The sequence below is a fragment of the Natronorubrum halobium genome (genome assembly GCF_051351675.1).
In the GTDB taxonomy this organism is placed as follows: Archaea; Halobacteriota; Halobacteria; order Halobacteriales; family Natrialbaceae; genus Natronorubrum.
This window is the reverse complement of sequence record NZ_CP195596.1, coordinates 496,431-518,268: the sequence shown is the minus strand read 5'-3', so window position 1 is coordinate 518,268 and position 21,838 is coordinate 496,431. Positions and strand designations below refer to the sequence as shown.

Here is a 21,838-nt window from a genome sequence, read left to right as displayed (position 1 = left end):
CTACCCCTCGACGACGAGATCAGCTTTGTACTCGGAGAGTTCGATCGACTCGAGGGAAGACGGCTGCGGGTCGATTCGCACCTTCAGCTGTGAGCGAACTGCCATCGCCGCATCGTCGACGATTTCTTCCGTCTCGCGGTCGGTCTCCGGGTCGACGACGATCCGCATCGGGATTGGCTCTTCGAAGTGGACCGTATCGGCGTCGGGGACGACCACCTGCGCGTAGGGTAAGAGTCCCTCAATGTCTGAGACGACGTCACGAAGCGCTGACGGGAAGACGTTCATCCCTTTATAGATGAGCATGTCGTCCGCTCGCCCGATACACTGAATTTTTGGTGATGTTCGACCACAGGCGCACGACGTCCCGGCTACCCGTGCGACGTCACCGGACCGGAACCGCAACAGCGGTGTCGCTTCGCGCCGCAACGGTGTATAGACGAGTTCTCCTTCAGCGCCGTCTTCGAACGGAATTCGCGCTTCCGTCTCGGGATCAATCAGTTCGACATGAGCGTGGCCCTGTCCGTGGTAGTGCATTCCATCTTCTTCGTCACATTCTGCCCAGAGACAGGCAATGACGTCGCCCAGCCCCATGATCTCTCGGACGGTCGTCGCGTCCCACGTTTCATAAAGCTCCTGACGGATTTCAGGAGTCGCGATTCCGGGCCCGCCGCCGCCGATCAGTTTCGTCACCGGTAACTCGTTGACGCCGTGTCCAAGTTGTTCCGGAGCGTTCTCAGAGAGGTATCGCAGGTGCGAGGTCGTCGTAAAGAGCACGTCTCCCGAGAGATCGGTAATCGCCGAGAGGAGCCGGTCGGTAGTGCCACCGCCCGCAGGAACGACGTTACATCCCAACTCCGTTAGCCCCTCGAAGTACGGCGTCCCGCCTGGGACCATCGTCTGTCCGACGCCGAAGATAACCGTTTCCTCTGACCGGATCCCTGCGGTATGAAAACACCGCTTTAGCACCTTGTTCCACTGTTCTCGGTCGCGTTCAGTCAGACCGAAGTACGTCGGTTTTCCGGTCGTCCCTGATGACGAAATCGTCCGACTCAGCGATTCCGTTGGAACTGCTTGGTGTTCACCAAGTGGTTGGTCCTGGTTCGTTTCCGCCTGACAGGCGCGCTCGTCATCTTTGGTTGTCAACGGGACCTCCTGTAGTGTCTCTAACGAATCAATCTCGTCTGCACTGATCTCCCACGCATCGAATCTTCGCCGGTAATACTCGGATTCTGACGCAAGATACTCGATCTGGTCCTTGAGGAGGTCTTCGTGTATCTGTTCGACTTCGCCCCATGGCCTGGTCTCTATCGATGCATACACGTTATCCATGACGCACTCTACTACGAGAACTGTGTTAAATTTGAGGTGCGAGTATTCCATCGTGTTCAGATAAGCTGGTTCCATGCGAAGGCGAATGAGGTGAGCCACTGATAAGCAGTTTCTGCATGAGCGTTACTGAAGCAGTTTGAAAACGAGGAGATTCGTCGTTTCACCTCTCGAAAGACACGTTCGACGCTGTTCCGATTTCCATGTCGCTCCATCTGAAATCGAGACCATGTCGTTGACAGGCGTAGTTCAGTGACTTGTCGTCATCGACGAGAAACACTGCGTCATCGACATCGTGTTTCTCGCGTAATTCCGTGAAGAACAAACTTGCTATCATCTTGGTTCTAGTCGGTTCAAGCTTTGTATGGAGTAATTCGTTCGAATCTGGCTCGACGGCAGCGTACAGCCAGTACTGTTCATCGTCGAGTCGGATCACCGTCTCGTCAACCGCAACGTGATCCGGACCCCGTCCAGAATCGGGCTGTAGATCGGCCTTGAGAACCCAGTTATGAACGGTCGATCGTACCCGATTTACACCGAATATATCGAGAACTCGAACAGTATTCGAAAGCGAGAGTCCAGCAAGATAGAGCTGAATACTGAGCTTCATCAACAACCGCGGTGTTGCTTCGCGCTCCACAAAATCCAAGTCGAACTGGCCGATACTAGGAGTGAGGCGTGGCGTTTTCGGGCATGAATCACTTTGAAAACGCCACGCCTCACTCCTTCAACCTTATCTGAACACCACCTAGTTTTCAGAAGAATGGATTATGCGATCTTATGGACGCTTCCCAGAAAAGCAGACGGATATCGGTTCGCACATACCGAACGACGAATGATTAGGGAATACACCGAACCCATGGCGAAGGGACGTGCAGAAATCGAGCAACCGGTGAGGACGCTACAGTGTATGCAGATCGAAACAGCGACACTCGAACCGGATCTCGGAGAGTTTTCGCGACACAGCGTCGATAGCTGCTGGAAGCAACGGTTTTGAGCCGGCGGGCCGCCTCCCCATACGGTCATCGAGAGGCAGGATCGAGACACCCGGCAGCAGGTCGGTCCTCCAGTGGACAACGGGTCGATGGGAGAGAGCAGCGTCGATGCAGACTCCGCCGTCCATCTCGGGAAAGAACAGGGCACGCATGGCACGGAAGCGAACGAGACCAGCGGCTAGTCGCTCGCCAGGGACGTTCCGGGCGGGAGTCCACATCGTAACCCTGGCTCTGCTGCCGCCGTTACGACAGGCGGTATGAGCGTTTACAGTCCGAATAGTTCAGTGGCGTTCTCGCTGAAGATCTTGTGTCGCTGCTCGTCGTTCAGTCCTTCGATGTTGTCGACCGCCGCCGGAGCGTCGAAGTCCTGGTGCGGTCGATCGGAGGTGTAGACGATCTGATCCTCGAGATTGGTTCGATCGATCAGGTCGACGAAGTCGATCATTTTAGTCTCCGGCTCGGGAAGCGGTTGCGTGCCGTAGTAGAACTCGGAGAGGTACTCGCTCGGTAACTGCGAGAGGTCGGCGAACTCGCTCGAGCGTTCGAGGTACTCGCGGTCGAGTCGCTCGGCGAGGGCAGGCACCCACGAGATGCCACCCTCCCAAAACCCAATGTCGACGTCGTATCGTTCGGGGATGCCGCGCTGAATGAGGCTGTTCGCGTGCCACATCTTCGGCACCGTGTGCGCGAGCGTGTGGAACTCTGCGAAGTTCGTCGGTTGCATTCCGGTGATGGGAAAGCCGGCTACGATACCCGTCGTCGAGTGGAGGATGATCGGAATATCGTGTTTCTCGGCCGCCTCGTAGAGGGGTTCATAGCTCTTGTGCCCCATCGGGAACGTCGGCCCGACGTCGGTGATCATGGCGCCGACGATTCCGTCCTCGTCGGCGTAGCGTTCGATCTCTTCGGCGCTCTCCTTCGGGTGATCCCCCATGACGAACAGCTTCGCGTAGTACGTCCCGTCTCCCTTTGCAAAGTGATCGACGGTCAGATCGTTCAGCGCTCGCATGTAGGGCACTTGTTTGTCCTGCGCGGGGATCGTCGTCATCCGGAACTGACCGGGCGAGAAGACGACTCGATCGATACCTAACCGCTCCCGAACGGTATCGACGTCCTCGGCCACCTCGATGTCGGACTGATGGATCTCGATCGAGCTCCGGCCGCCGGCGCTCCGATCCCAGCCGTCCCACTGGATCGGGCCCCAGTCATCTGGGCCCGCGGTGTACCCCGACCGTTCGTTCTCTCGGAGTTCCTCGTCCGAGAGGTATTCTCGAATCTCCGAGCCGGACTCGGCACTATGCCACTCGCCATCAATAATCGTCTGATTCATAGTGTTGTGATATCTGTAGCGGAACCTATTAGTCTTATCCCTGGTACCACATCCCACACGATGACCGCCGTCTGTCGTCGACTCCCGAGCCGTCGGAGTCCTCTAGACACGAGACGCCGGTCTCGAGGCGAAGACTCTTTGTGAAATGGGATGGATTAACAACCCATGCAAGAGGAGCGTTCCGACTACCACGGGGTATACATCGACGGCGAGCACCGAGATGGCGTCGAAACGTTCGACGTCGAGAACCCGGCGACCGGCGGACCGACCGCGACCGTCGCCGAGAGCGGTGAGCGGGGCGTCGACGACGCCCTCGAGTCGGCGAAACGCGCGCAATCCGACTGGGCGGCGATGGATCCGTCCGAACGGGGTCGGCTCCTCCGGCGGTTCGCAGAGACGATTGGTGACCACGCCGACGAACTCGGCGAGCTCGTGACGCGGGAGAACGGCCGACCGATCGGTCAGTCGAAGGGATTCGCCGCGAGCGCGGCCGACTACATCGAGTACTACGCTGGCCTGACGACGAAGATCGAGGGCGAGACGATCCCCGTTCCGGGCAACCAGCAGGCGTTCACGCGTAAGGAACCGCTGGGCGTGAGCGCACAGATCGTGCCGTGGAACGCGCCGCTCCTGCTTTGCTGTCGCGGGATCGGTCCGGCGCTCGCGGCGGGGAACGCGGTCGTCGTCAAGCCCGCGCCGGAGGCGCCGCTCGGGCCGTTGAAACTGGGCGAGCTCGCCACGGAAGTGGGCCTCCCCGATGGCGTCCTCAACGTGGTCCCCGGCGACGGCGTGACGACGGGCGCCGCGCTCACGGACGACTCCCGTGTCGACGAGATCACGTTCACCGGCTCGGTCTCGACCGGACAGACCGTCGGGAAGGCCGCGATCGACAACGTCGTTCCGACGGCGCTCGAACTCGGCGGGAAGAGCCCGGCGATCGTCTTCGAGGACGCCGACCTCGAGGACGCCGTTGAGGGCGCGATGAAGGCGCTCACGCTAATGAGCGGCCAGGTGTGCTTCGCGACGACGCGGATCTTCGTCCACGAGGACCGTTACGACGGGTTCCGCGACGCCCTCCGCAAGGCTGTCGAATCGATCTCGATCGGACCGGGCGCTGAGAATCCCGATCTCGGACCGCTCGTCTCCGAAGACGGCCTCGAGAAGGTCCGGCGGTACGTTGACGAGGCCCTCGAGAACGGAGCGACCGCCTTGACTGGCGGCGAAGCGCCCGATCGCGAGGGGCACTTCTACGAGCCGACGGTGATCGAGGGGGCTGCAGACGACGTACCGATTTCCTGTGAGGAGGTCTTCGGGCCCGTGATCACCCTCTATGAGTTCTCAGAGGAGGGGGAAGCGATTCGTCGGGCCAACGACACCGAGTTCGGCCTCTACGCGACTGTCTGGACGAACGACCTCGGTCGTGCACACCGCGTCGCGAACGAGATCGAGGCCGGCAGCGTGATGGTCAACCAGTACTCCGGCTCGTACCCGCAGACGCCGTTCGGCGGCTACAAGAAGAGCGGCCTCGGCCGCGAGAAGGGCATGCAGGCGATCGACCACTACACGCAGCTCAAGACCGTCAACATCGAGTACGGCGACGCATCCGATAGCGCGCTTGACGGATAAGTCGCCTCGAGCGGACCGCTACTGTTCTCCCGGTGCCGGAATCGAGAACGGCACTCGAGCGCGAGTGACTCGAGTGTCGAAAAACGAGCCCGCGAGGGTGGGCGGCGACGAGTACCGGGCAGACAGCACACGTGTCGGCGAGTGATGGCAGACGGCTCGGCTCCCGTCGGTACGACGAGAGCGGGCGCTCGGTCGGGCGAGTCGCCTCGCGTCGGGTTCGTCTTACAGGTCGAGCAGCGATTTGACGTTCTCCGAGTAGATCTTTCGTTTGTGTTCCGCTGGGATGTCGAGGTCCTCGATGGCCTGGGGGATCGTCTGCGTCCAGTACTCGCCCTTCTCGGGACCGAAGGGGTAGTCGGCGCCGTAGAGGACGTTGTCCTCGCCGAAGAACTCGTAGCCGCATCGCAGCGGATACGTCTCGCCCTGGGAACTGACGGCCGTGTCGCCGTAGACCCGATCGAAGTATGCGTCGAGCGGTTCGGAGAGGTCGGCGAGGTCCGGGTTCGTGTAGAGTTCCGGCTCCTCCTGTCGGGTCTGGTACCACGACCGAACGCGGCCGATCCAGTACGGAATCGCCCCGCCGAGGTGGTGACTGACGATCTCCAGGTTCTCGTAGCGGTCCATGACGCCGTTGAAGATCAGCCGCGCGACCGCGATACTGGTGTCGAACGGCCACCCCATCATCTTGTAGATCCACGTCGATCCCTCGTCGTAGTCGTGCCAGTCGTGGAGCTGCGGATGAATCCAGACCGGAACGTCGAGGTCGTCGACCATCTCCCAGAACGGCTCGAACTCCTCGTCGTCGAGCATGCGGCCGTTGATGTTCGAGAAAATCTGTAGCCCGTGGAAGTCGAGGTCTTCGATACAGCGCCGTGCTTCGTCGACGTACTCGCCCGTCAGAAACGGGATGTTGCCGATCGGGAGGAACCGGTCGGGGTACTGATCAGCGATGTCGCGGACCTCGTCATTGCCCAGTCGCGCGGCCTCGAACGAGTCCTCGGGGTCCGCTCCCAGCCACATGTTCGGCCCGACGAGGCTGATCACCTGCTGGTCGATCCCGTAGTGATCGAGGTACTCGATCCGGTCGTCGACGGCGAACAGCCGCGGGGCGTTTCGGAAGCTCGAGAGTTCGATGCTCGGATTGACCGTCTCGAACTCGTCGAGGACGGCTTCGCTACCGATGTGCGAATAGCTATCTATGATCTCTGGCATTCGTTCACACACAGTGCGTCATGGAATATGAAGCTACCGGTCGAAAGGAGTGGACGGCCGAGTCGGCGGAAGACGGGACGGGTTCCCGTTACTCGATCTGGTACCCCAGTTTGAGTTCGATCTCGTTGGTCGCGCCCAACAGGGGTTTGACGATGTCGTCCTCGAGCGTCTCGTCATCTAACCGGTGTTCCGGGCCCGTGACGGCGATCGCGCCGTAGATGTCGCTGTTGACCGTCACGGAGGCACCGACTGCTCGGACCCCGGGGGTCGCCTCGCTGTCGTTGACCGCGTAGCCCCGCTCGCGGATCTCCTCGAGTTCCTCGAACAGCTGGTCGGCGTCGGTGATACTCTGCTCTGTCTTGGCCGGTAGCCCGTGCCGGTCGATGATCTCGTGGACGTCCTCGTCGGACATGCTCGCGAGCATCGCCCTCCCGGACGCGAGGTAGTGGAGGTGGGCGCTCGTTCCGACCTGGGCGAGCGTCTGGACAGCGCGATTGCCCTTTACCTTGTCCAGGTAGACCGCCTTGCCCTGTTCTTCGACGGTCACCCAGGCCATCTCCTGGGTCTCCTCGACGAGGTTCTCGATCGTCGGTCGACAGACCTTCGTGATCTCGTACTGTTTGCGGGCGTGGATCCCGTGGTTCAGGAACTTGTGGCCGAGCGTGTACTCCTGGTCGACCTTCCGCACGTAGCCGAGATCGACCAGCGTCGAGAGATACTGGTGTGCAGTACTCTTCGAGACGTCGAGCGCGTCGGCGATATCCACCAGTCGTGCCCCTTCTCGCTGTTGAACTTCATCGACGATATCGAACACCCTGACCGCCGTTTTGACCTGTCGTTTGGCACCATCCTGCATGATACCAACAAATAACGGGTGGCAGCGACAAAAACGTTCTGATATATCGAACGTCGTGAGAGCGCGAGGTGGTCAAGGTCCAATGGCTACTGGTCGATAGCAGTCGGCTAGTGGTAACGAGGCGATTCTGAAACGCGGACCGACACCGCAAAAAAGCGTACCGGCCGTCACGGCGGCCGATTCGGTCCGGTCAGTTGTCGATCGTAGAGACGTCCCACCCGATGGCTCGCTCCTCGACCTGTCCCAGCGCCCAAGTGAAGATCACGCCGAGCGCCATCAGGACGAGGACGACGCTGATGACACCCTCCATCCGGAACGCGGCGCTCCACTGCGTGATCAGCTGGCCGAAGCCGGTCACGGCGACCAGCAGTTCGGTCACGACGAGACCGCGCACCGCGAGTCCGCTTCCCAGCCGCAACCCGGCCAGGATGTAGGGCAGTTCGTACGGGATGATGATGTGTCTGATCGTGTAGAACCGCCCCGCGTCGAACGACCGCGAGAGATCGGACAGGTTCTGTGGGATCGACCTGGCGCCCTCGAGCGTGTTGATGATGATCGGGAACACCGCGAAGCCGAAGACGACGACTACCCGGATCTGGAGTCCGGTCCCGAACCAGAGGATCATCGCGGGGATGATCGCCGCGAACGGCAGCGCGTACAGTGCGTCGAGGTACGGATCCATGAAGGTCTCGACGAAGTCGTTGAGTCCCATCGCCAGCCCGACGCTGATGCCGACGACGACGGCCATCAGGTAGCCGATAATGATCGCCTGTAAGGCGCTGGCCAGCGCGGCCGTCATCGCTCCGCTGGCGAACTGTTCGATCATCGCCTCGACGATCAACCACGGGTACGGGAAGATCCGCGGCGAGAACAGGCCGGCGACCGTCCAGAGCCCGATGAGCAGGAGGCCGAACCCGGCCTGCATGAGCCGCTGGTCCCGTTGGCGGTTCGGATTCAACACCATCAGTGGTCACCTCCGTCGGCTTCCCACGTAATGATCCTGTCGCGGATCGCGCTGACGGCACGGGTGAGTACGATTCCCGTCAGCATCAACAGGAGCGTCACCGAGAGGACGCCGGCGATCTGGAACATCTGCTCCCACTCGCGGATGATCGCACCGAGATTCGAGAACTCGATGAGCAGTTCCGCGAGGATCACGCCCTTGATCGCGCGACCGATTCCCAGTCGCATACCCGCGAAGATGTAGGGCAGCGTGTACGGGATGACGATCCGTCTGACGATTGTATTGCGACCGCCGCCGAACGATCGACCGGCGTTGACGAGCCCGTCCGGAACCGTCTTCGTTCCGTTCATCGTGTTGATGATCATCTCGAAGACGACGAAGAGGAAGACTACGAAGATCTTGCTCTCGAAGCTGGCCCCGCCGACCATGATGATGACCGGGATGAGCGCGGAGACCGGTGCGACGTACATCGCGCTCACGTACGGATCCAGCGTCACCTCGATCCGCTCGTCCAGGCCCATGCTCAACCCGACGGCGACGCCGACGACGATGGCCAACGCGTACCCGATGAACACGGTCGCCATCGTCCTGGCGTAGGCCTCGACGAGGCCGAACTCCTGTATCTGTCGGACGAACGCCTCGCCGATAGCACTCAGCTGGGGAAACAGGTAATCCGGCTGCGTCCCCGCGTACCTCTCCCAGGCGAGCAACACGAGAGCGACCGCGGCGAGTCGGATCAGGATTCCCTGGTACGGCTCGAGACGGGTGCGAACGTTGGTGAGTACGCCCGGAGCGTTCGATTGTTTGGTCGCCATTGTTATTCCACGGATTGCTGGGTGGTCTCGGTATCCGGCGTGACATCGGCGCCGCCCGCCACGGTATCGGTCGGCATGAGACCGAGTTCCTTCCGGATCCGGGTTTCGTACTCTTCGAACAGGTCACTGGTCTCGATCTCCGTCCGACGGTTCCACCGCGGCCGCTCGAAGTCGATGTCGAGGTCGGCCAGGATGGTTGCGGGCTTCGTCGACATCACCAGCACGCGGTCGGCGATGAGAATCGCCTCGCGGATGTCGTGGGTGATGAAGACGACGGTCTTGTTCTCGTTGGCGAGCAGGCGTAGGAGTTCCGTCTGCATCTTGTCTTTCGTCTGGGCGTCGAGGGCACCGAAGGGCTCGTCCATCAGCAATACCTCGGGATCGATCGCCAGCGCTCGCGCCAGCCCGACGCGCTGTTGCATCCCGCCGGAGAGTTCGTGCGGGTAGCTGTCCTCGAACCCGTCGAGACCGACCTTCTCGATCCACTCGAGCGACTGTTCTCGCTGCGTCTCCCCGTCGACGCCCTGGACCTCGAGGCCGAACTTGACGTTCTCGAGGACGGTCCGCCACGGTAGGAGATTGAAGTCCTGAAACACCATCGCGACCTCCGAACGGGAGCCGGTGACGGTCTCGCCGCCGATACGGACCTCGCCGCTGGTCGGCGAGACGAGTCCGTCGACCATCTTCAGCAGGGTGGACTTCCCACACCCCGACGGACCGACGATGACGACCAGTTCGTTCGCGTCGACATCGATGTCGATCTCGTCTATCACGTGAAGCATGCCCTCCCCCGAGCCGTACGTCTTGGATGCGGAATCTATGTCGATTTGTTTACTCATAGTAGTGGCCGTGACGGTTGTGGTACGAAACGCGTATGCCGATCAATAACACGCAAGGCCATAAATATTGCTGTCGGATACCGTCGTTCGAGGGGACAATATAGGCTAGTCCAGGCCGATCTCAGCCGTATACCGTCACGCCGACCGCACCGGCGATCACGAACAGCGTGTAGATCCCGAGGCGGAGGGAGATCCGCTCGAGATCGTTCCGGACGAACAGCGCGGAGAGAACGATCACTAAGAGGGGACTCGACTGGACGATCGGTACCACGACGGCGACCGTCGACACCTCCAGGGCCGAGTAGTAGGCCACGAGGAAGGTCGTGTTGGCCAGTCCGGCGGCGACGAGCCAGCGGAGTTCGGCGAGGTTGTACGCCGAGAGCGCGGGGACGGCGCGTCGCCAGGAGAGATACGCGACGAATCCGATCGTCGCCGAGACCGTCTTGACCAACAGCCCGGACAGCGCTGACGTACCCTCGCCGAAACCGAGCATCGCGATCACCGGTTCGATCCCGTACAGCACTGCGCCCATGATCGGAAACACCAGCGCGGCCGTGTTCGCCTCGCCGGACGTCAAGCCGTTCTGGGCGGTCTCCCACGTGATGAGGGCGATGCCGACGACGATACAGAGCATCGACACGAAGTGCGGCCCCGTGACGACCTCGCCGAGGACGACGACGGCGAGCAGGGAGGCGTGCAACGGCTGCGACGCTTTGATCGGCTCGGACCGACTCGCGCCGATCCGCTTGATTCCCTCGTAGTAGAACGCGCGACCGGCCATCGTCCCGACGAGTCCGGCACCCACGAATGCGAGCAGCGAGCGCTGGGTGAACTCGGCGAACGGATCGGCGAAGGCGAACGCGACCGGCGTGAGTGCCACCAGGTTGACGGCGAGTACGACGAGCAGCGCCTGGGTCGACTGACTGCGGACCGTTCCGTACCGGATACACAGCGCCTGGACGGCCAGTCCCGCCGCACCGACGGCGGCCAGCAACGCACCGATCGGCAGCGTCGACAGCATCGGTTACCGGCTCCGCCGCTCGGCGTGTGGGCCGGCGATCACGGATCGATGCTCGATCACGCGAGCGTCGAACGGACCGCGCTGTGATTCGATCCGCCGAGCAGACGGTCCCCTTTCACGTTCGAACGCGGACATCGTTTCATCTGTGGTCGTGAATCACACATAAACGTACGGATTCGACGCCTCGTCGCGGGACGCCACTGGGCGGTCGACCGATCCACGGACCATCGCTACGCACTGAAGAGCGCTCCGCACCGACGATCTCACCGGTTGCGGCGGTCACGCGGAGAGGAGACCGATCGCCCCCTCGAGCGAGAGCGTCCCGCCGAAGTACGATTCGACGTTATCGATCGCCGACCGGTGCGCACGCTCGTCGAACGCGCTACAGCAGTTCTCGATGACCAGAGCGTCGTAACCGCGCTCGTGTGCGCTTCTGACCGTGGACTCGACGCAGACGTTGGTCGCGAACCCGGCGATCAGCACCGTCGAGACGGATTCGGTTCGGAGGTGTCTGTCGAGGTCGGTTCCGACGAAGGCGTCGTAGCGCTGCTTCTCGACGGCGTACTCGTCCTCGAGCGGTTCGATCCCCTCGAGAAACGCGGTTTCGGGCGATCCCTCGCAGCAGATCGGCTCCCCGTCGCGGTAGATCCCGGGACAGACGTCGTAGACCGTTCGTGGGGCGTCCTTCCCGTCGGCCCGGCGGACCAACCGCGTGAAAGCGATCGGAACGGCCGCGTCCCTCACACTCGAGAGTAGCGTGCGAAGCCGCGTGACCGTCTCGATCATCGGCGCCATGTCGACGCCGCGGTCTGCGAGGGGACTAGTCTCCGAGGCGAACGCCGTCTGTGCGTCGACGACGATCAGGCTGACGTCAGTGATATCGATCGACTCGAGGTCGACATCCATGCGGTGTGTGGACGGTAGCCAATTCCATATTGGTTTCGGTCACGTCCATCGGCGGAGGGGTGACGAGGGCAGCAGTCCGGAAATCCCCACACTGCGTCGACACGGTCGCGAGGGAGTCGGTCCCGGTCGACCGGCCTCCGTTCGCTCAGGGTGTAACCGAATAAATGGAACAGATATACGTAGTTGAAGGGAATTTGGTAGCGTGTACATGGCTGATCAGACTAGTCAAGACGCGAGTACGTCCCGCGTCGTCGGTTCTACGGACGAGGTCTCGGAAGGGGCGCCGCTGGTCGTCGACGTCGACGACGAGGAAATAGCGATCTTCTACGAAAACGGGGAGTACTTCGCGGTGAACAACGTCTGTCCTCACCAGGGCGGACCGCTTGGAAACGGGAAGGTCGAAGAAGAGTGCGTCTACTGTCCGTGGCACGGCTGGGGGTTCGATATCGAATCGGGCGATCACGAACACAGCGATCACTCCGTCGAGACGTACTCGGTGACGATCGAGGGCGACGACGTTCGCGTCGAACTCTAGTTTTCGCCGCGGGCGAATTCGGCGGCTTCGACTTCGCTCGATCAACGCGGTGTCCGAGCGGAGTCAGTGACTGCGAGTCATCGTCGCGATACGACCCGCGGTCCCGCTCTCGGATCGATTCGGTCTCTCGTTCGGTTGGTTAATCCAACCTCGGTCGCCACGGAGACAGCCGGAGGCTTTAAATTATCGGGAATAGACCCCAGTTCGTAGGTGTGTCAAACAATAGCTCACCTGGGGTAGAGCGGCGTACGTTTCTGAAAACGGCCGCCGTGGGTTCCACGGCGGCGATCGCCGGCTGTGTCGGTGGTGACAGCGACGACGGCGAGCTATCGGACACGATACCGTCGGCGCAACGTCGCCGGTATACCCGGTGTTCTACTACCCACTGTTCCCCGTCCTCGAGGAACGGTTGGCGGAGAACCACGACGTCGAACTGGTGACCGAGACGTTTGCGGGTCCGACCGTGATGACCGGCGGCTTCATGCAAGGCGAGATCGACGTCGGCTACCTGACGCCCGCGGCGATCACCCGTCAGCGGAACGAGGGCGTCCCCGTGGTCACGATCGGAACCGTCGTCCACCAGTTCTATCACGCGCTCGTGGTCGATCCCTCCATCGACGGCTGGGACGATCTCGAGGGCGCCGACGTCGCGGTCCACGAACCCCTGACGTCGTCGACGGTCCTCACCGAGGCGATGGTCGCCGAGGAACTGGGTTCCGTCGACGCGGTGAACTACCAGAACATCCTCGGGACGGCCGAACGGATGGCCTCGCTCGAGGCGGGCGAGGTCGACGCGATCATCGCCTTCCTGAGCGGTGCGTTCCAGACCGAAGCGGACGGCTACGGTGAGATCCTCTCGTTCCCGTGGGAGTACGACCACCTCTCGGATATCCCCGCGAACGGCTGGGTCCACGTGTTCGAGACGGCGGTCGAGAACGACATGTGGCCTCGCGACTACGAGACGAACATGTCCGAAGAGCGCATGGAGAACTCGATCGACCTGAGCGTCGAACTCGACTTGCTCGACGAGGACGATCGCACCCCGCCGAACGAGATCCTCGACGATCGGTTCGTGGGCGAGATTTAACGGACAGTGAGCCGATCGACGCCGACGAATCGTCCAGAACACGAAACGAACTGGCGAAACTGTCGCCCCGGTATTAGGTTGTGCGTGAGCATATATCGAACGGTACGCGGATTCCACCACGGAATATTCCGTTCAGATTTTCCCGAAATCTGCCGAGAGGGTCCGTCTAGGGTGGTCGATCTCGAGATCACCGACACGGTCGTCGCGATCTATTCAACGAATTATCATCGGGAAGTCGGCTACTAGTTCGGTATATCCGAACGGCTATGAACGGACATAGAAACTCAAAGAGAGTTGTTATAGGCGAGAATATCCACCGGGAGGAGTACCCGTCCGATACGAGAAATGTAAGTTGGGTTTTCTCGGCGGATCTCTCATCGCGACTATCGGAAGCGCGACGGTGGCTATTGGCGTCGGTCACGGCCGTCTCGACGGCGTCTGGATCGTGGCGAGGTCGAGACGAATCGGCCGCGGTCCCGATCTCTCCGGCCATCACTGGGACTTACGGAAGTGCTGGTGTAAATACGCGCGAACTGTCTTTACACAAGTACATTTGTAAATAACCGCGGCGCCGATGAGGATCACGGACGACGTCAGCGAGCGGACCGAAGCGGTGATTCCCTGCAATCTGCGTTCGATATTTTCGGATTATTCCTCATATGATGCGGTAGTAATAGCCCCGAACACCGCTCGCATCTAGCGGTGATCGACGTATCAGGACGATGCGAGTCGCATTCCGGGTAACGGCCGACCGAATGCTTATTGCGATATCCGTGGGAGGTGCATCCATCCGACACATGACAGACGAGTTCGAGAGAGCGGACCGGCTGTTCCTCGACTGCTGTCGACGGTGTCAACGCTATCAGCAGCAACAGGGGACGTGTGGCCACGCGTTCGATCAATCACTTTGCCAGCTTCGCCCGCGACGATAACCGTCCCTGTCCGGTCTACAGCACCCGTACTAACGGGGCCGAATCCGAACCGGGCGGGGCGAAGTACAGTGACGACGGCGAACCTGCGAACGGAACTGCCGATGACCGGAACTGATCGGTACTCGAGGACCGTGCCGTCCCGCGTTCGAACTCGCCGCTCGGTCTGGACTCGTACGGCTGGTCCGCCGCTGGTAGTTCAGGGCGTCGAGACGATCGCGGAACGGTTCGGCCGGCGTTACCGACCCTCGAGTTCTAGATTCAGTGCTGACAGACGTATCCTCATCCACTCTTATGTTTACAAACTTTAAAATTGCTTATGTCCCCTGAGAACAGCCATCACACCATGGACAGGAGACAGTTCATAGCAGGTGTCGGAGCCACGACTGCGGGAATCGCACTCGGTGGCTGTATCGGTGATAGTAGCGGCGACGGCGGCATGGGCGACTCCTATCAGATCGGCGTCAACGGACCGACCGCACCGGTCTGGGAGTACGCCGCGTTTCCGCTGTTCGACGACCGGGCACAGGAGGAACACGACATGGAAGCGGAGCGAACCGCCTTCATGGGTTTCTCCGACGTCGTGGCCGGCGCGGTCAGTGACGAGGCGGATTTCTGTTACATCAGCCTACAGGCGCTGATCAACTCCCGTGCGGAGGGCATTCCGATCAAGGCCTTCCTCGGCAACGGGAACGAGTACGTCTTCCCGCTCGCCGTCACCGACGAGATCGAAAGCTGGGACGATCTCGAGGGGCAGACGATCGGCATCCAGGACACGTCAGCGGTCTCCTACGCCAGTACCGTCGCGATGGTCAACGAGGAACTCGGGGATCCGGAGGCGGTCGAGTACTCGACGATGGCGGGGACCGAAAACCGACTCGCCGCCATCGAATCGGGAGAACTCGACGCCGCGGCAGTCACGTCGAGCGCCGGCTTCGCGGCGGAGGAGGAGGGATTTGCGTCTATCCTTGCGTTCCCATGGGAATACGAGGTAACGAACGATCAGACGGCGCTGGTGTGGGCCACGACGGAGGAGAAAATCGAGAACGAGTCGGAGGACCTCCAGGAGGTCGCCGATTTCATCGTCGAAGCCCAGCAGGCGGTCTACGAGGAGGACGCTGACGATCTCATCAGTCGATCGCAAGAGTACGACTTCTACCCGTCCTTCGACGTCGGGACCGAACCCTGGGAGCAGTCACTTGAACTCGCACGCGAGTACGAACTCTGGGCCCAAGACGGCAACATCGAACAGGAGGAAATGGACCGCGCCCAAGACCTCCTGCTCGATACCGGTCTGATTGAAGAGGAGAACGCGGTCGACGACGTCGGCGACATCTTCACCGACGAATTCCTGTGATCCGACCGACCGCGATCGCCACTAGAATCGGTCCGTTACGGCCGGGACCGGATATCGTATCGACCATCCACCGACGTAGCGCGGCGCGGTACGACCGATCGACGAGGGGCTATCGACGGCCCAGCGGTCGACGACTGGTCGCTCGAGGACAGACCAAAGTATAAATCCCCGAACGTGGACATAGTTAGCAACAGACATGGAAGAACGAACGGACAGTCAGAACCCCACCGACGACGATCCGATGAGCGCCGGAGAACGACTGCTGCGCTCGCTCGCAGACCACGGCGTCTCGTACATTTTCGGCAACCTCGGGACGGATCACACGCCGCTGCTCGAAGCGATGGCCCGTCTCGAGCGTGACGGCGACGGCGAGGAGATACCGGAACTGATCACCTGCCCACACGAGTTCGTCGCGATGAGCGTCGCCCACGGCTACGCGGTGACGACGGGCGAACCGCAGGCGGTACTCGTCCACGTCGACGTGGGCACGCAGAACCTCGGCGCGGCGATGCACAACGCCCATCGAGCGAACGTACCCGTGTTCATCATCTCGGGGTTAGCCCCCGTGACCGAGAGCGGCCACCCCGGCTCCCGCGATCACGCTATTCATTACGTGCAGGACGTCTTCGATCAACCGGCCATTGTCGAGGAGTACTGCCGCTGGGAGGGGGAGTACCAGCCCCCAGCCGATCCCGACCGACTGGTCGCACGCGGTCTCGAGCGAGCGCAGACGGTCCCGGAGGGTCCGGTCTATCTGACCGCTTCCCGTGAGGCGCTCGAGACCGAGATCGACCCCGCACCGAGCCGAACAAACCTCGAAACCGTCTCACAGCGGACAGGCGCAGACGCGGAGACCGTCGAGACACTCACGGACCGGATCGAGGACGCGACCGCACCACTCGTTATCACCAGCCGGATCGGATCGCCGGCGTCGGCCCGCGGCCTCGAGACACTCGTCGAATTCGCGGAGACTGCGGGTGCGGGCGTCGTCGAGCACGTGCCGACGCACCTCTGTTTCCCGCGCGACCACGAATTCCACGCCGGCTACGAACCCACGGCGGTATTCGACGAGACCGATCTGATCGTCGTCGCCGATACGGACATCCCGTGGGTACCGGCTCGAGGGACGCCCGACGCGCCCGTCATCCAGCTTGACGTCGATCCGACGAAACGGCTCTACCCGCAATGGGATTTCCCGATCTCTCGGACTGTCCGCGCCGACGCGACGGCGATTCTGGAGGACGTGACCGAACGGCTGGATCCAGCCGCCGGCGACGACGGCCGCGACCGGTGGCGTCGCGTCGTCGCGGAGCGCCGCGAGGAGCAGCGGGACAAACTCGCGGACCAGAAGTCGTCCGACCGGCTCACCCCAGCCGTCCTCTCCGATGCGCTCAATCACGTCGTCGACGAGTCGACTATTGTCATCGAGGACACGGTGACGAGTCGCGGCACCGTACTGGACTACCTCGAGCTCACTGAGCCGCGGAGCTACTACCAGAAGGGCGGTGCAGGCCTCGGATGGACCGGCGGCGCCGCGGTCGGTACGTCGCTCGGACGACCGGACGACCGGATCATCTCGCTGGTCGGCGATGGCTCGTACTTCTTCTCCATACCCACTGCCTGGAACTGGCTGTCCGCGACTGCCGACGCGCCGTCGCTAACCGTGATCTACAACAATAGCGGCTGGAACGCAGTCAAGACGTCGACGCTCTCCGAACACCCCGACGGCGCTGCCGCGGACGACGGCGTCCCCGGATCAGTGTTCGAACGATCCGCCGATCTCACTGCACCCGCGAACGTGGTCGACGCCCACACCGATACGGTCACGGATCCAGACCGACTCGTCGAGGCGCTCGAGGCTGGCGTCGAGGCAGTCGACGACGGGACCCACGCCGTGATCGACGTTCGACTCGAGCCCATCTCCTAACGAGGAGAGGAACTCTCGAGCGAGCGGCGTCTCGAGGGCGAGACGACAGCGCGGGTCCCCCGAACCGGAGCGGAACCAGTCAGAGCACCGATCGAGGGACTACTGTCGATCCACGACAGATCGATTGTCACGATAGCTATTGGTTTCACATCTATATACTTATTCTGTCATTCTGTCTCAATCTGTCGAGGCGTAGGCAACGACCGATGAGAGCGAACTACCGACGTGATAGCCAGTCAGTCGGGTGATTGGCCGATAGAGAACCGATTTTGATTCGGAGTCACGCTGCTGACGGCGCAAAGCAGCGAATCAGTTCGACCTACGAAGTAAAACGTGCAATAGAGGTTGTATTCACGGTTTTCGTCCAGAATCACTCCGTTCTATGGAACCGGCGATCAACGGGATATACATCCAATGATATACTAATCGCAATCTAGTATAATATATCATATGAGGACATTCAAACTGTTCCAAACCTGTTCAGGCCCACCTGTTCCATATCTGTTCAGTTTCACCACAGGTTACGATCGATGGGAACTCGACCCGATCGGCACTGACGTATCACTCGAGCGGAACGGTGGGATCGCTGGGTCGCTTCGGACGAGTGAGTTTCCGCTACCGACCCGACAGTAAGATCCGTTTACTATGGTAATATCATACTACGCACGAGACCGAGTACACACCGCAGCTCGTCGCCGATCCCCTGCGAGCGACCGATTGACGGGTCCAGCGTCAGTCGTACATGATCGTCACGGTCGGCGCACTGACCTCGAGGAGGACCGACTGCGTGATGCTCCCGAACAGTGCCTTGCCCACTGGCGATCGCTTGCGGCCGCCGAGGACGAGGTATCGTGGATCGTATCGTTCGGTCGCTTCGATGATCTCTGCAGCGGGAGAGCCGACTCGTCCCGTCGCGTCCACGCGACCGGCGTCCGCAAGCGTCTCCGTGGCGATCCGTCTGGCCGTATTCGCGGCATCGTTCGCTCCTTCGTCGACGTAGTACTCGTCCCGACTCTCCACCCGAGTATCAAATTGGTCCTGAGTCATGACGTGTAACACGACGAGTTCGTCGTCGTACGCCTCGGCAAGATCGTTTGCCGTCGTGATAACCGCGTCGCTGAACTCGTCATCGTCGAGTGCACAAATGATTGTCATATGCTCACAATTGTCTCTCAACCATTAAATAGCTTGGTGCCGGAGCGGCGGGGTTCCCGGAGTCGGCGCTGCAATCCCAATAGCACTATTGTGCTCGCCACTCATATCACTCGTATGGACGAAGATAGCGGTACTCACAGTCGATCCGCACTCGAACCGACGCTGGAACACGTCCTGGACCTCGAGATCGAGGTCGAGGATCCGATCGAGATCGGCGAGACCGGCGACGGGCAGCGCCGGATCATCCCCATCGTCGACGGGACGGTCTCCGGACGTATCGAGGGACACGTCATTCCGGCCGGGGCGGATTACCAGCTGTTTCGCGTCGACCGACCGACGGAACTGGTCGCGAAGTACGCCTTCGAGACCGACGACGGCTCGCGGGTCTACGTCGAGAATCGCGGCATTCGCTACGCACCGCCGGAGACAAAAGAGCGACTCCGGGACGGGAAACCGGTCGAACCCGACGAAGTCTACTTCCAGTCGACTCCGCAGTTCGAGACCGCGGATCCGGAGCTCGAATGGCTCACTCAGAGTATTTTCGTCGCGTCGGGAATCCGCCAGCCGAACGGGGTGAAACTGGCGGTGTACCGCGTCGCCTGAACCGGGTCGAGAAACGAGCGATCGAGACGTCACTTCCCGTCGTCGACGTAGACGACCTCGTGGTCGCCGTCGTCGAACGCGCCCGTAGGCCTGACCCGCACGAGACCGTCGGTGTCGGCGCTCACAGGTCGAACACCTCCGCGGCGTTTCCGGCGAGAATTCGCTTCCGATCCTCGTCCGAGAGGAACGGCAGATCCATGATGATCGACGGGCTGTCGAAGTCCCAGTGGGGGTGGTCCGACGCGTACGGCAGCCGGTCGGACCCCAGCATCTCGAAACAGAGTTCGAGCAGTCTGCGACTGGCCGACACTTCGAGGGGCTGGGTTCCGAAGTAGTAGCTGGTGATGTACTCGCTGGGTCGTTTCTCGAGCAGCGGGGCCTCTTCGGGGCGTTTGTGGTACTCCTCTTCGAGACGACTGATGAGACCGGGGACGTAGGTGACGCCCGACTCCATGGAGACGATGTCGAGGTCGGGGAACTTCTCGGGAACGCCCTGGCAGACGAGGCTGACAAGCTGGGACATGTTTGACTCGAGGAAGCCGAGTGTGTGCGTCTCGATCATCTCCTCGTAGCCGGCGCGGACGTAGTCGTCCAGTCCCGAGCCGCCGGTGTGGAAGACGATCGGGAGTCCCGCGTCCTCTAAGCGCTCGTAGATCGGGTCGTACTTGCGGTTGCCCAGCGGCGGGTTCGCGCCCGCAGTGACGAAACAGCCGCCCCGAATCGCTTCCTCGTCTTCGACCATCTCGAGGGAGGCGTCGACGTCGCTGTAAGGCAGCGGGACGAGTCCGTAGACGCCGTCGTCGGGATCGAGGACTTACTTCGAGCATGAATCGAATGTGTCCCTTCGCGAACGCCTGGGTGCGTTCGTCGGCCGTCTAGACGCCACCCATCGCGAGTGCGAGAAGCGAAATCTGGAGGGACTGGTCGATGTCAAGGAACTCCATGGCCTCCCTGATCCGGGATTTCGGTTTTGTCCGGATAGTTCGAGTGTTCGCGGACGACCTTCTCGTAGGCCTGCCGGTCGCCGGTCGACATCGGGAAGAACGAACTCAGGTTCTGTTTGACCCCACTGTCCCCCCAGTTACTCCTCTTGTATTTAGTTCGCCACGGCTCGTCCATATACTCCGCGACCTCCTCGAACGAGCCCTGATAGTGCCAGTCGCAGTCGATGACGCGGTGTTCTGCGGCGTCGATCATGCTGTATCACACCCGGTATCTGGGTGACTCGTTGTGTACTGTTACCACACCATACGTGTCTTCGTGTTAGCTCATAACTGTTGTGTGAGACCGTACCACGGAACCGACTACGGATCGGGCAGGTCGGATAAATCGGCCCGAATCGCGTCGTGGGCGTCTCGCAGGCGCTGTTCCTCGTCGGGAGCCAGCTCCCACTCGAGAATCTCGCCGACGCCGTCGGGGGTCAGCGTCACGGGGACGCTCAGACAGCCGTTGGCCAGCCCGTACTCGCCATCGACCGGCGTCGAGAGGCAGACGGAAATCTCCGTCTCGTCCGACCCGTCGGCGAACATCGTTCGAATCAGCCGCGTTACGCCGGCGCTCGTCACCCACCGCGACGTCTCGGACGCGCCTCGCCCCTTCGCGATCTCGAAGGGAATCTCACGAACGTATTCGAGGACGTTCGCTCGCTCCGCATCGGACAGGGTCGCGGGGTCGCCGTCGACGCGGAGTTTCGAAAAAACGGGGACGATTCCACTGCCGTGTTCGCCCATCACCGGACAGTAGACGGTAGCCGGACGTGCGTCCCGTATCTCACCGATCTTGTACGCCGTCCGCGCCGTCTCGGACAGCGAGTAGCCGAGGAAATGTTCTCGCGGCCACCCGAGTCGCTGCCAGAGGCGATACGTGATCCGATCGATCGGGTTCGTCAGAACGAGGACGGGGACAGGATCGACCGATCGCAACTGGGCCACGACGTCGTCGACGATCGAGAGGTTCGCCTCGAGTTCGGCCTCGCGAGCGTCGGTGTCCGTCGCGTCGTCGGGCCGGGGCGCTGCGGCGGTGAACACCGCGAGATCGGGGTCGGGCTCGAGGGCAGCCAGTTCGTCAGCGCCGACCGCTCGAACGGTGCCGAAGACGCCGGCCGTCTCGGCGTCTACGGGCGCCCGTGCGGAGTGAAAGACGGAGTGGGTGACGTCGAGGGCGTGGGCCCATGCGGGTCGTTCTGCCTTGTCGACGAGCGTGATAGTAAGCGTCGGGTCCGCCGACGCTAACGTGTACGCGACCGTCGACCCGATCGTACTCGCACCGCCGATAATCGCAACGTGCATTGTGTGTAGTCCTCGCTCGAGGATGGGACAGCGACTCACTTATACGGTTGCATCGGTTCGACCGGGC

At 61.5% G+C, this 21,838-nt stretch carries 20 protein-coding genes and 1 pseudogene; 7 read left to right on the top strand and 14 right to left on the bottom strand.

What is annotated here, in order from left to right; genetic code table 11:
* The 3 genes and pseudogenes from ACSFC7_RS26305 to ACSFC7_RS26295 all read right to left on the bottom strand — a co-directional run bounded on the left by ACSFC7_RS26305 (position 1) and on the right by ACSFC7_RS26295 (position 3,651).
* Positions 1–1,329 carry a phenylacetate--CoA ligase family protein gene (locus ACSFC7_RS26305; protein WP_436348265.1) on the bottom strand — a complete coding sequence of 443 codons (1,329 nt, stop codon included), beginning with the start codon at positions 1,327–1,329 and terminating at the stop codon, positions 1–3.
* A gap of 56 nt (positions 1,330–1,385) precedes the next feature.
* Positions 1,386–1,990, bottom strand: a pseudogene (locus ACSFC7_RS26300) (IS6 family transposase).
* A 596-nt stretch (positions 1,991–2,586) separates the two neighbouring features.
* Positions 2,587–3,651, bottom strand: coding sequence for an amidohydrolase family protein (locus ACSFC7_RS26295; RefSeq protein WP_436348264.1), 1,065 nt, complete (start codon positions 3,649–3,651; stop codon positions 2,587–2,589).
* 165 nt (positions 3,652–3,816) lie between these two features.
* Between ACSFC7_RS26295 and ACSFC7_RS26290 the strand changes: the two genes are divergently transcribed.
* Positions 3,817–5,277 carry an aldehyde dehydrogenase family protein gene (locus tag ACSFC7_RS26290; RefSeq protein ID WP_436348262.1) on the top strand — a complete coding sequence of 487 codons (1,461 nt, stop codon included), beginning with the start codon at positions 3,817–3,819 and terminating at the stop codon, positions 5,275–5,277.
* A gap of 222 nt (positions 5,278–5,499) precedes the next feature.
* On the opposite strand, the gene ACSFC7_RS26285 is transcribed toward ACSFC7_RS26290, so the two are convergent.
* The 7 genes from ACSFC7_RS26285 to ACSFC7_RS26255 form a co-directional block, all read right to left on the bottom strand.
* A complete protein-coding gene (locus ACSFC7_RS26285) occupies positions 5,500–6,489 on the bottom strand; it encodes an amidohydrolase family protein (protein WP_436348260.1) in 990 nt (329 codons plus the stop codon).
* A gap of 88 nt (positions 6,490–6,577) precedes the next feature.
* Positions 6,578–7,345 carry an IclR family transcriptional regulator gene (locus tag ACSFC7_RS26280; RefSeq protein ID WP_436348258.1) on the bottom strand — a complete coding sequence of 256 codons (768 nt, stop codon included), beginning with the start codon at positions 7,343–7,345 and terminating at the stop codon, positions 6,578–6,580.
* Between the two features lie 190 nt (positions 7,346–7,535).
* Complete coding sequence (locus ACSFC7_RS26275) at positions 7,536–8,309, bottom strand: ABC transporter permease (protein WP_436348257.1); 774 nt, start codon at positions 8,307–8,309, stop codon at positions 7,536–7,538.
* A complete protein-coding gene (locus ACSFC7_RS26270) occupies positions 8,309–9,124 on the bottom strand; it encodes an ABC transporter permease (protein WP_436348256.1) in 816 nt (271 codons plus the stop codon). The genes ACSFC7_RS26275 and ACSFC7_RS26270 overlap by 1 nt, the downstream gene beginning before the upstream one ends.
* Before the next feature lie 2 nt (positions 9,125–9,126).
* Complete coding sequence (locus ACSFC7_RS26265; protein WP_436348254.1) at positions 9,127–9,963, bottom strand: ABC transporter ATP-binding protein; 837 nt, start codon at positions 9,961–9,963, stop codon at positions 9,127–9,129.
* Positions 9,964–10,084: 121 nt separating this feature from the next.
* The gene (locus tag ACSFC7_RS26260; RefSeq protein WP_436348253.1) at positions 10,085–10,984 is read right to left on the bottom strand and encodes an EamA family transporter; all 900 of its coding nucleotides are present in this window, start codon (positions 10,982–10,984) and stop codon (positions 10,085–10,087) included.
* Between the two features lie 279 nt (positions 10,985–11,263).
* Positions 11,264–11,890 carry a cysteine hydrolase family protein gene (locus ACSFC7_RS26255; RefSeq protein ID WP_436348252.1) on the bottom strand — a complete coding sequence of 209 codons (627 nt, stop codon included), beginning with the start codon at positions 11,888–11,890 and terminating at the stop codon, positions 11,264–11,266.
* Positions 11,891–12,098: 208 nt separating this feature from the next.
* Between ACSFC7_RS26255 and ACSFC7_RS26250 the strand changes: the two genes are divergently transcribed.
* From ACSFC7_RS26250 to ACSFC7_RS26230, 5 genes are all read left to right on the top strand, one after another.
* On the top strand, positions 12,099–12,425 hold the full coding sequence (locus ACSFC7_RS26250; protein WP_436348250.1) for a Rieske (2Fe-2S) protein: 327 nt from the start codon (positions 12,099–12,101) through the stop codon (positions 12,423–12,425).
* Positions 12,426–12,637: 212 nt separating this feature from the next.
* Positions 12,638–12,865, top strand: coding sequence for a twin-arginine translocation signal domain-containing protein (locus ACSFC7_RS26245; protein WP_436348248.1), 228 nt, complete (start codon positions 12,638–12,640; stop codon positions 12,863–12,865).
* Positions 12,796–13,512, top strand: coding sequence for an ABC transporter substrate-binding protein (locus tag ACSFC7_RS26240; protein WP_436348246.1), 717 nt, complete (start codon positions 12,796–12,798; stop codon positions 13,510–13,512). Before ACSFC7_RS26245 ends, ACSFC7_RS26240 begins: the two co-directional genes overlap by 70 nt.
* Positions 13,513–14,787: 1,275 nt before the next feature.
* The gene (locus ACSFC7_RS26235; RefSeq protein WP_436348244.1) at positions 14,788–15,798 is read left to right on the top strand and encodes an ABC transporter substrate-binding protein; all 1,011 of its coding nucleotides are present in this window, start codon (positions 14,788–14,790) and stop codon (positions 15,796–15,798) included.
* A gap of 196 nt (positions 15,799–15,994) precedes the next feature.
* Positions 15,995–17,725, top strand: coding sequence for a thiamine pyrophosphate-requiring protein (locus ACSFC7_RS26230; RefSeq protein WP_436348242.1), 1,731 nt, complete (start codon positions 15,995–15,997; stop codon positions 17,723–17,725).
* Positions 17,726–18,457: 732 nt separating this feature from the next.
* On the opposite strand, the gene ACSFC7_RS26225 is transcribed toward ACSFC7_RS26230, so the two are convergent.
* Positions 18,458–18,880 carry a universal stress protein gene (locus ACSFC7_RS26225; protein ID WP_436348240.1) on the bottom strand — a complete coding sequence of 141 codons (423 nt, stop codon included), beginning with the start codon at positions 18,878–18,880 and terminating at the stop codon, positions 18,458–18,460.
* Between the two features lie 114 nt (positions 18,881–18,994).
* On the opposite strand from ACSFC7_RS26225, the gene ACSFC7_RS26220 reads away from it, so the two are divergent.
* A complete protein-coding gene (locus ACSFC7_RS26220) occupies positions 18,995–19,483 on the top strand; it encodes a DUF3237 domain-containing protein (RefSeq protein WP_436348238.1) in 489 nt (162 codons plus the stop codon).
* A gap of 121 nt (positions 19,484–19,604) precedes the next feature.
* On the opposite strand, the gene ACSFC7_RS26215 is transcribed toward ACSFC7_RS26220, so the two are convergent.
* From ACSFC7_RS26215 to ACSFC7_RS26205, 3 genes are all read right to left on the bottom strand, one after another.
* Positions 19,605–20,258: an amidohydrolase family protein gene (locus tag ACSFC7_RS26215; protein ID WP_436348729.1), complete on the bottom strand. Its 654-nt coding sequence runs from the start codon at positions 20,256–20,258 to the stop codon at positions 19,605–19,607.
* Positions 20,259–20,413: 155 nt separating this feature from the next.
* A complete protein-coding gene (locus ACSFC7_RS26210) occupies positions 20,414–20,680 on the bottom strand; it encodes a hypothetical protein (protein ID WP_436348237.1) in 267 nt (88 codons plus the stop codon).
* A gap of 107 nt (positions 20,681–20,787) precedes the next feature.
* Positions 20,788–21,771, bottom strand: a complete 984-nt coding sequence (locus ACSFC7_RS26205) for a malate dehydrogenase (protein ID WP_436348236.1) — start codon at positions 21,769–21,771, stop codon at positions 20,788–20,790.
* Positions 21,772–21,838 lie beyond the last annotated feature (67 nt).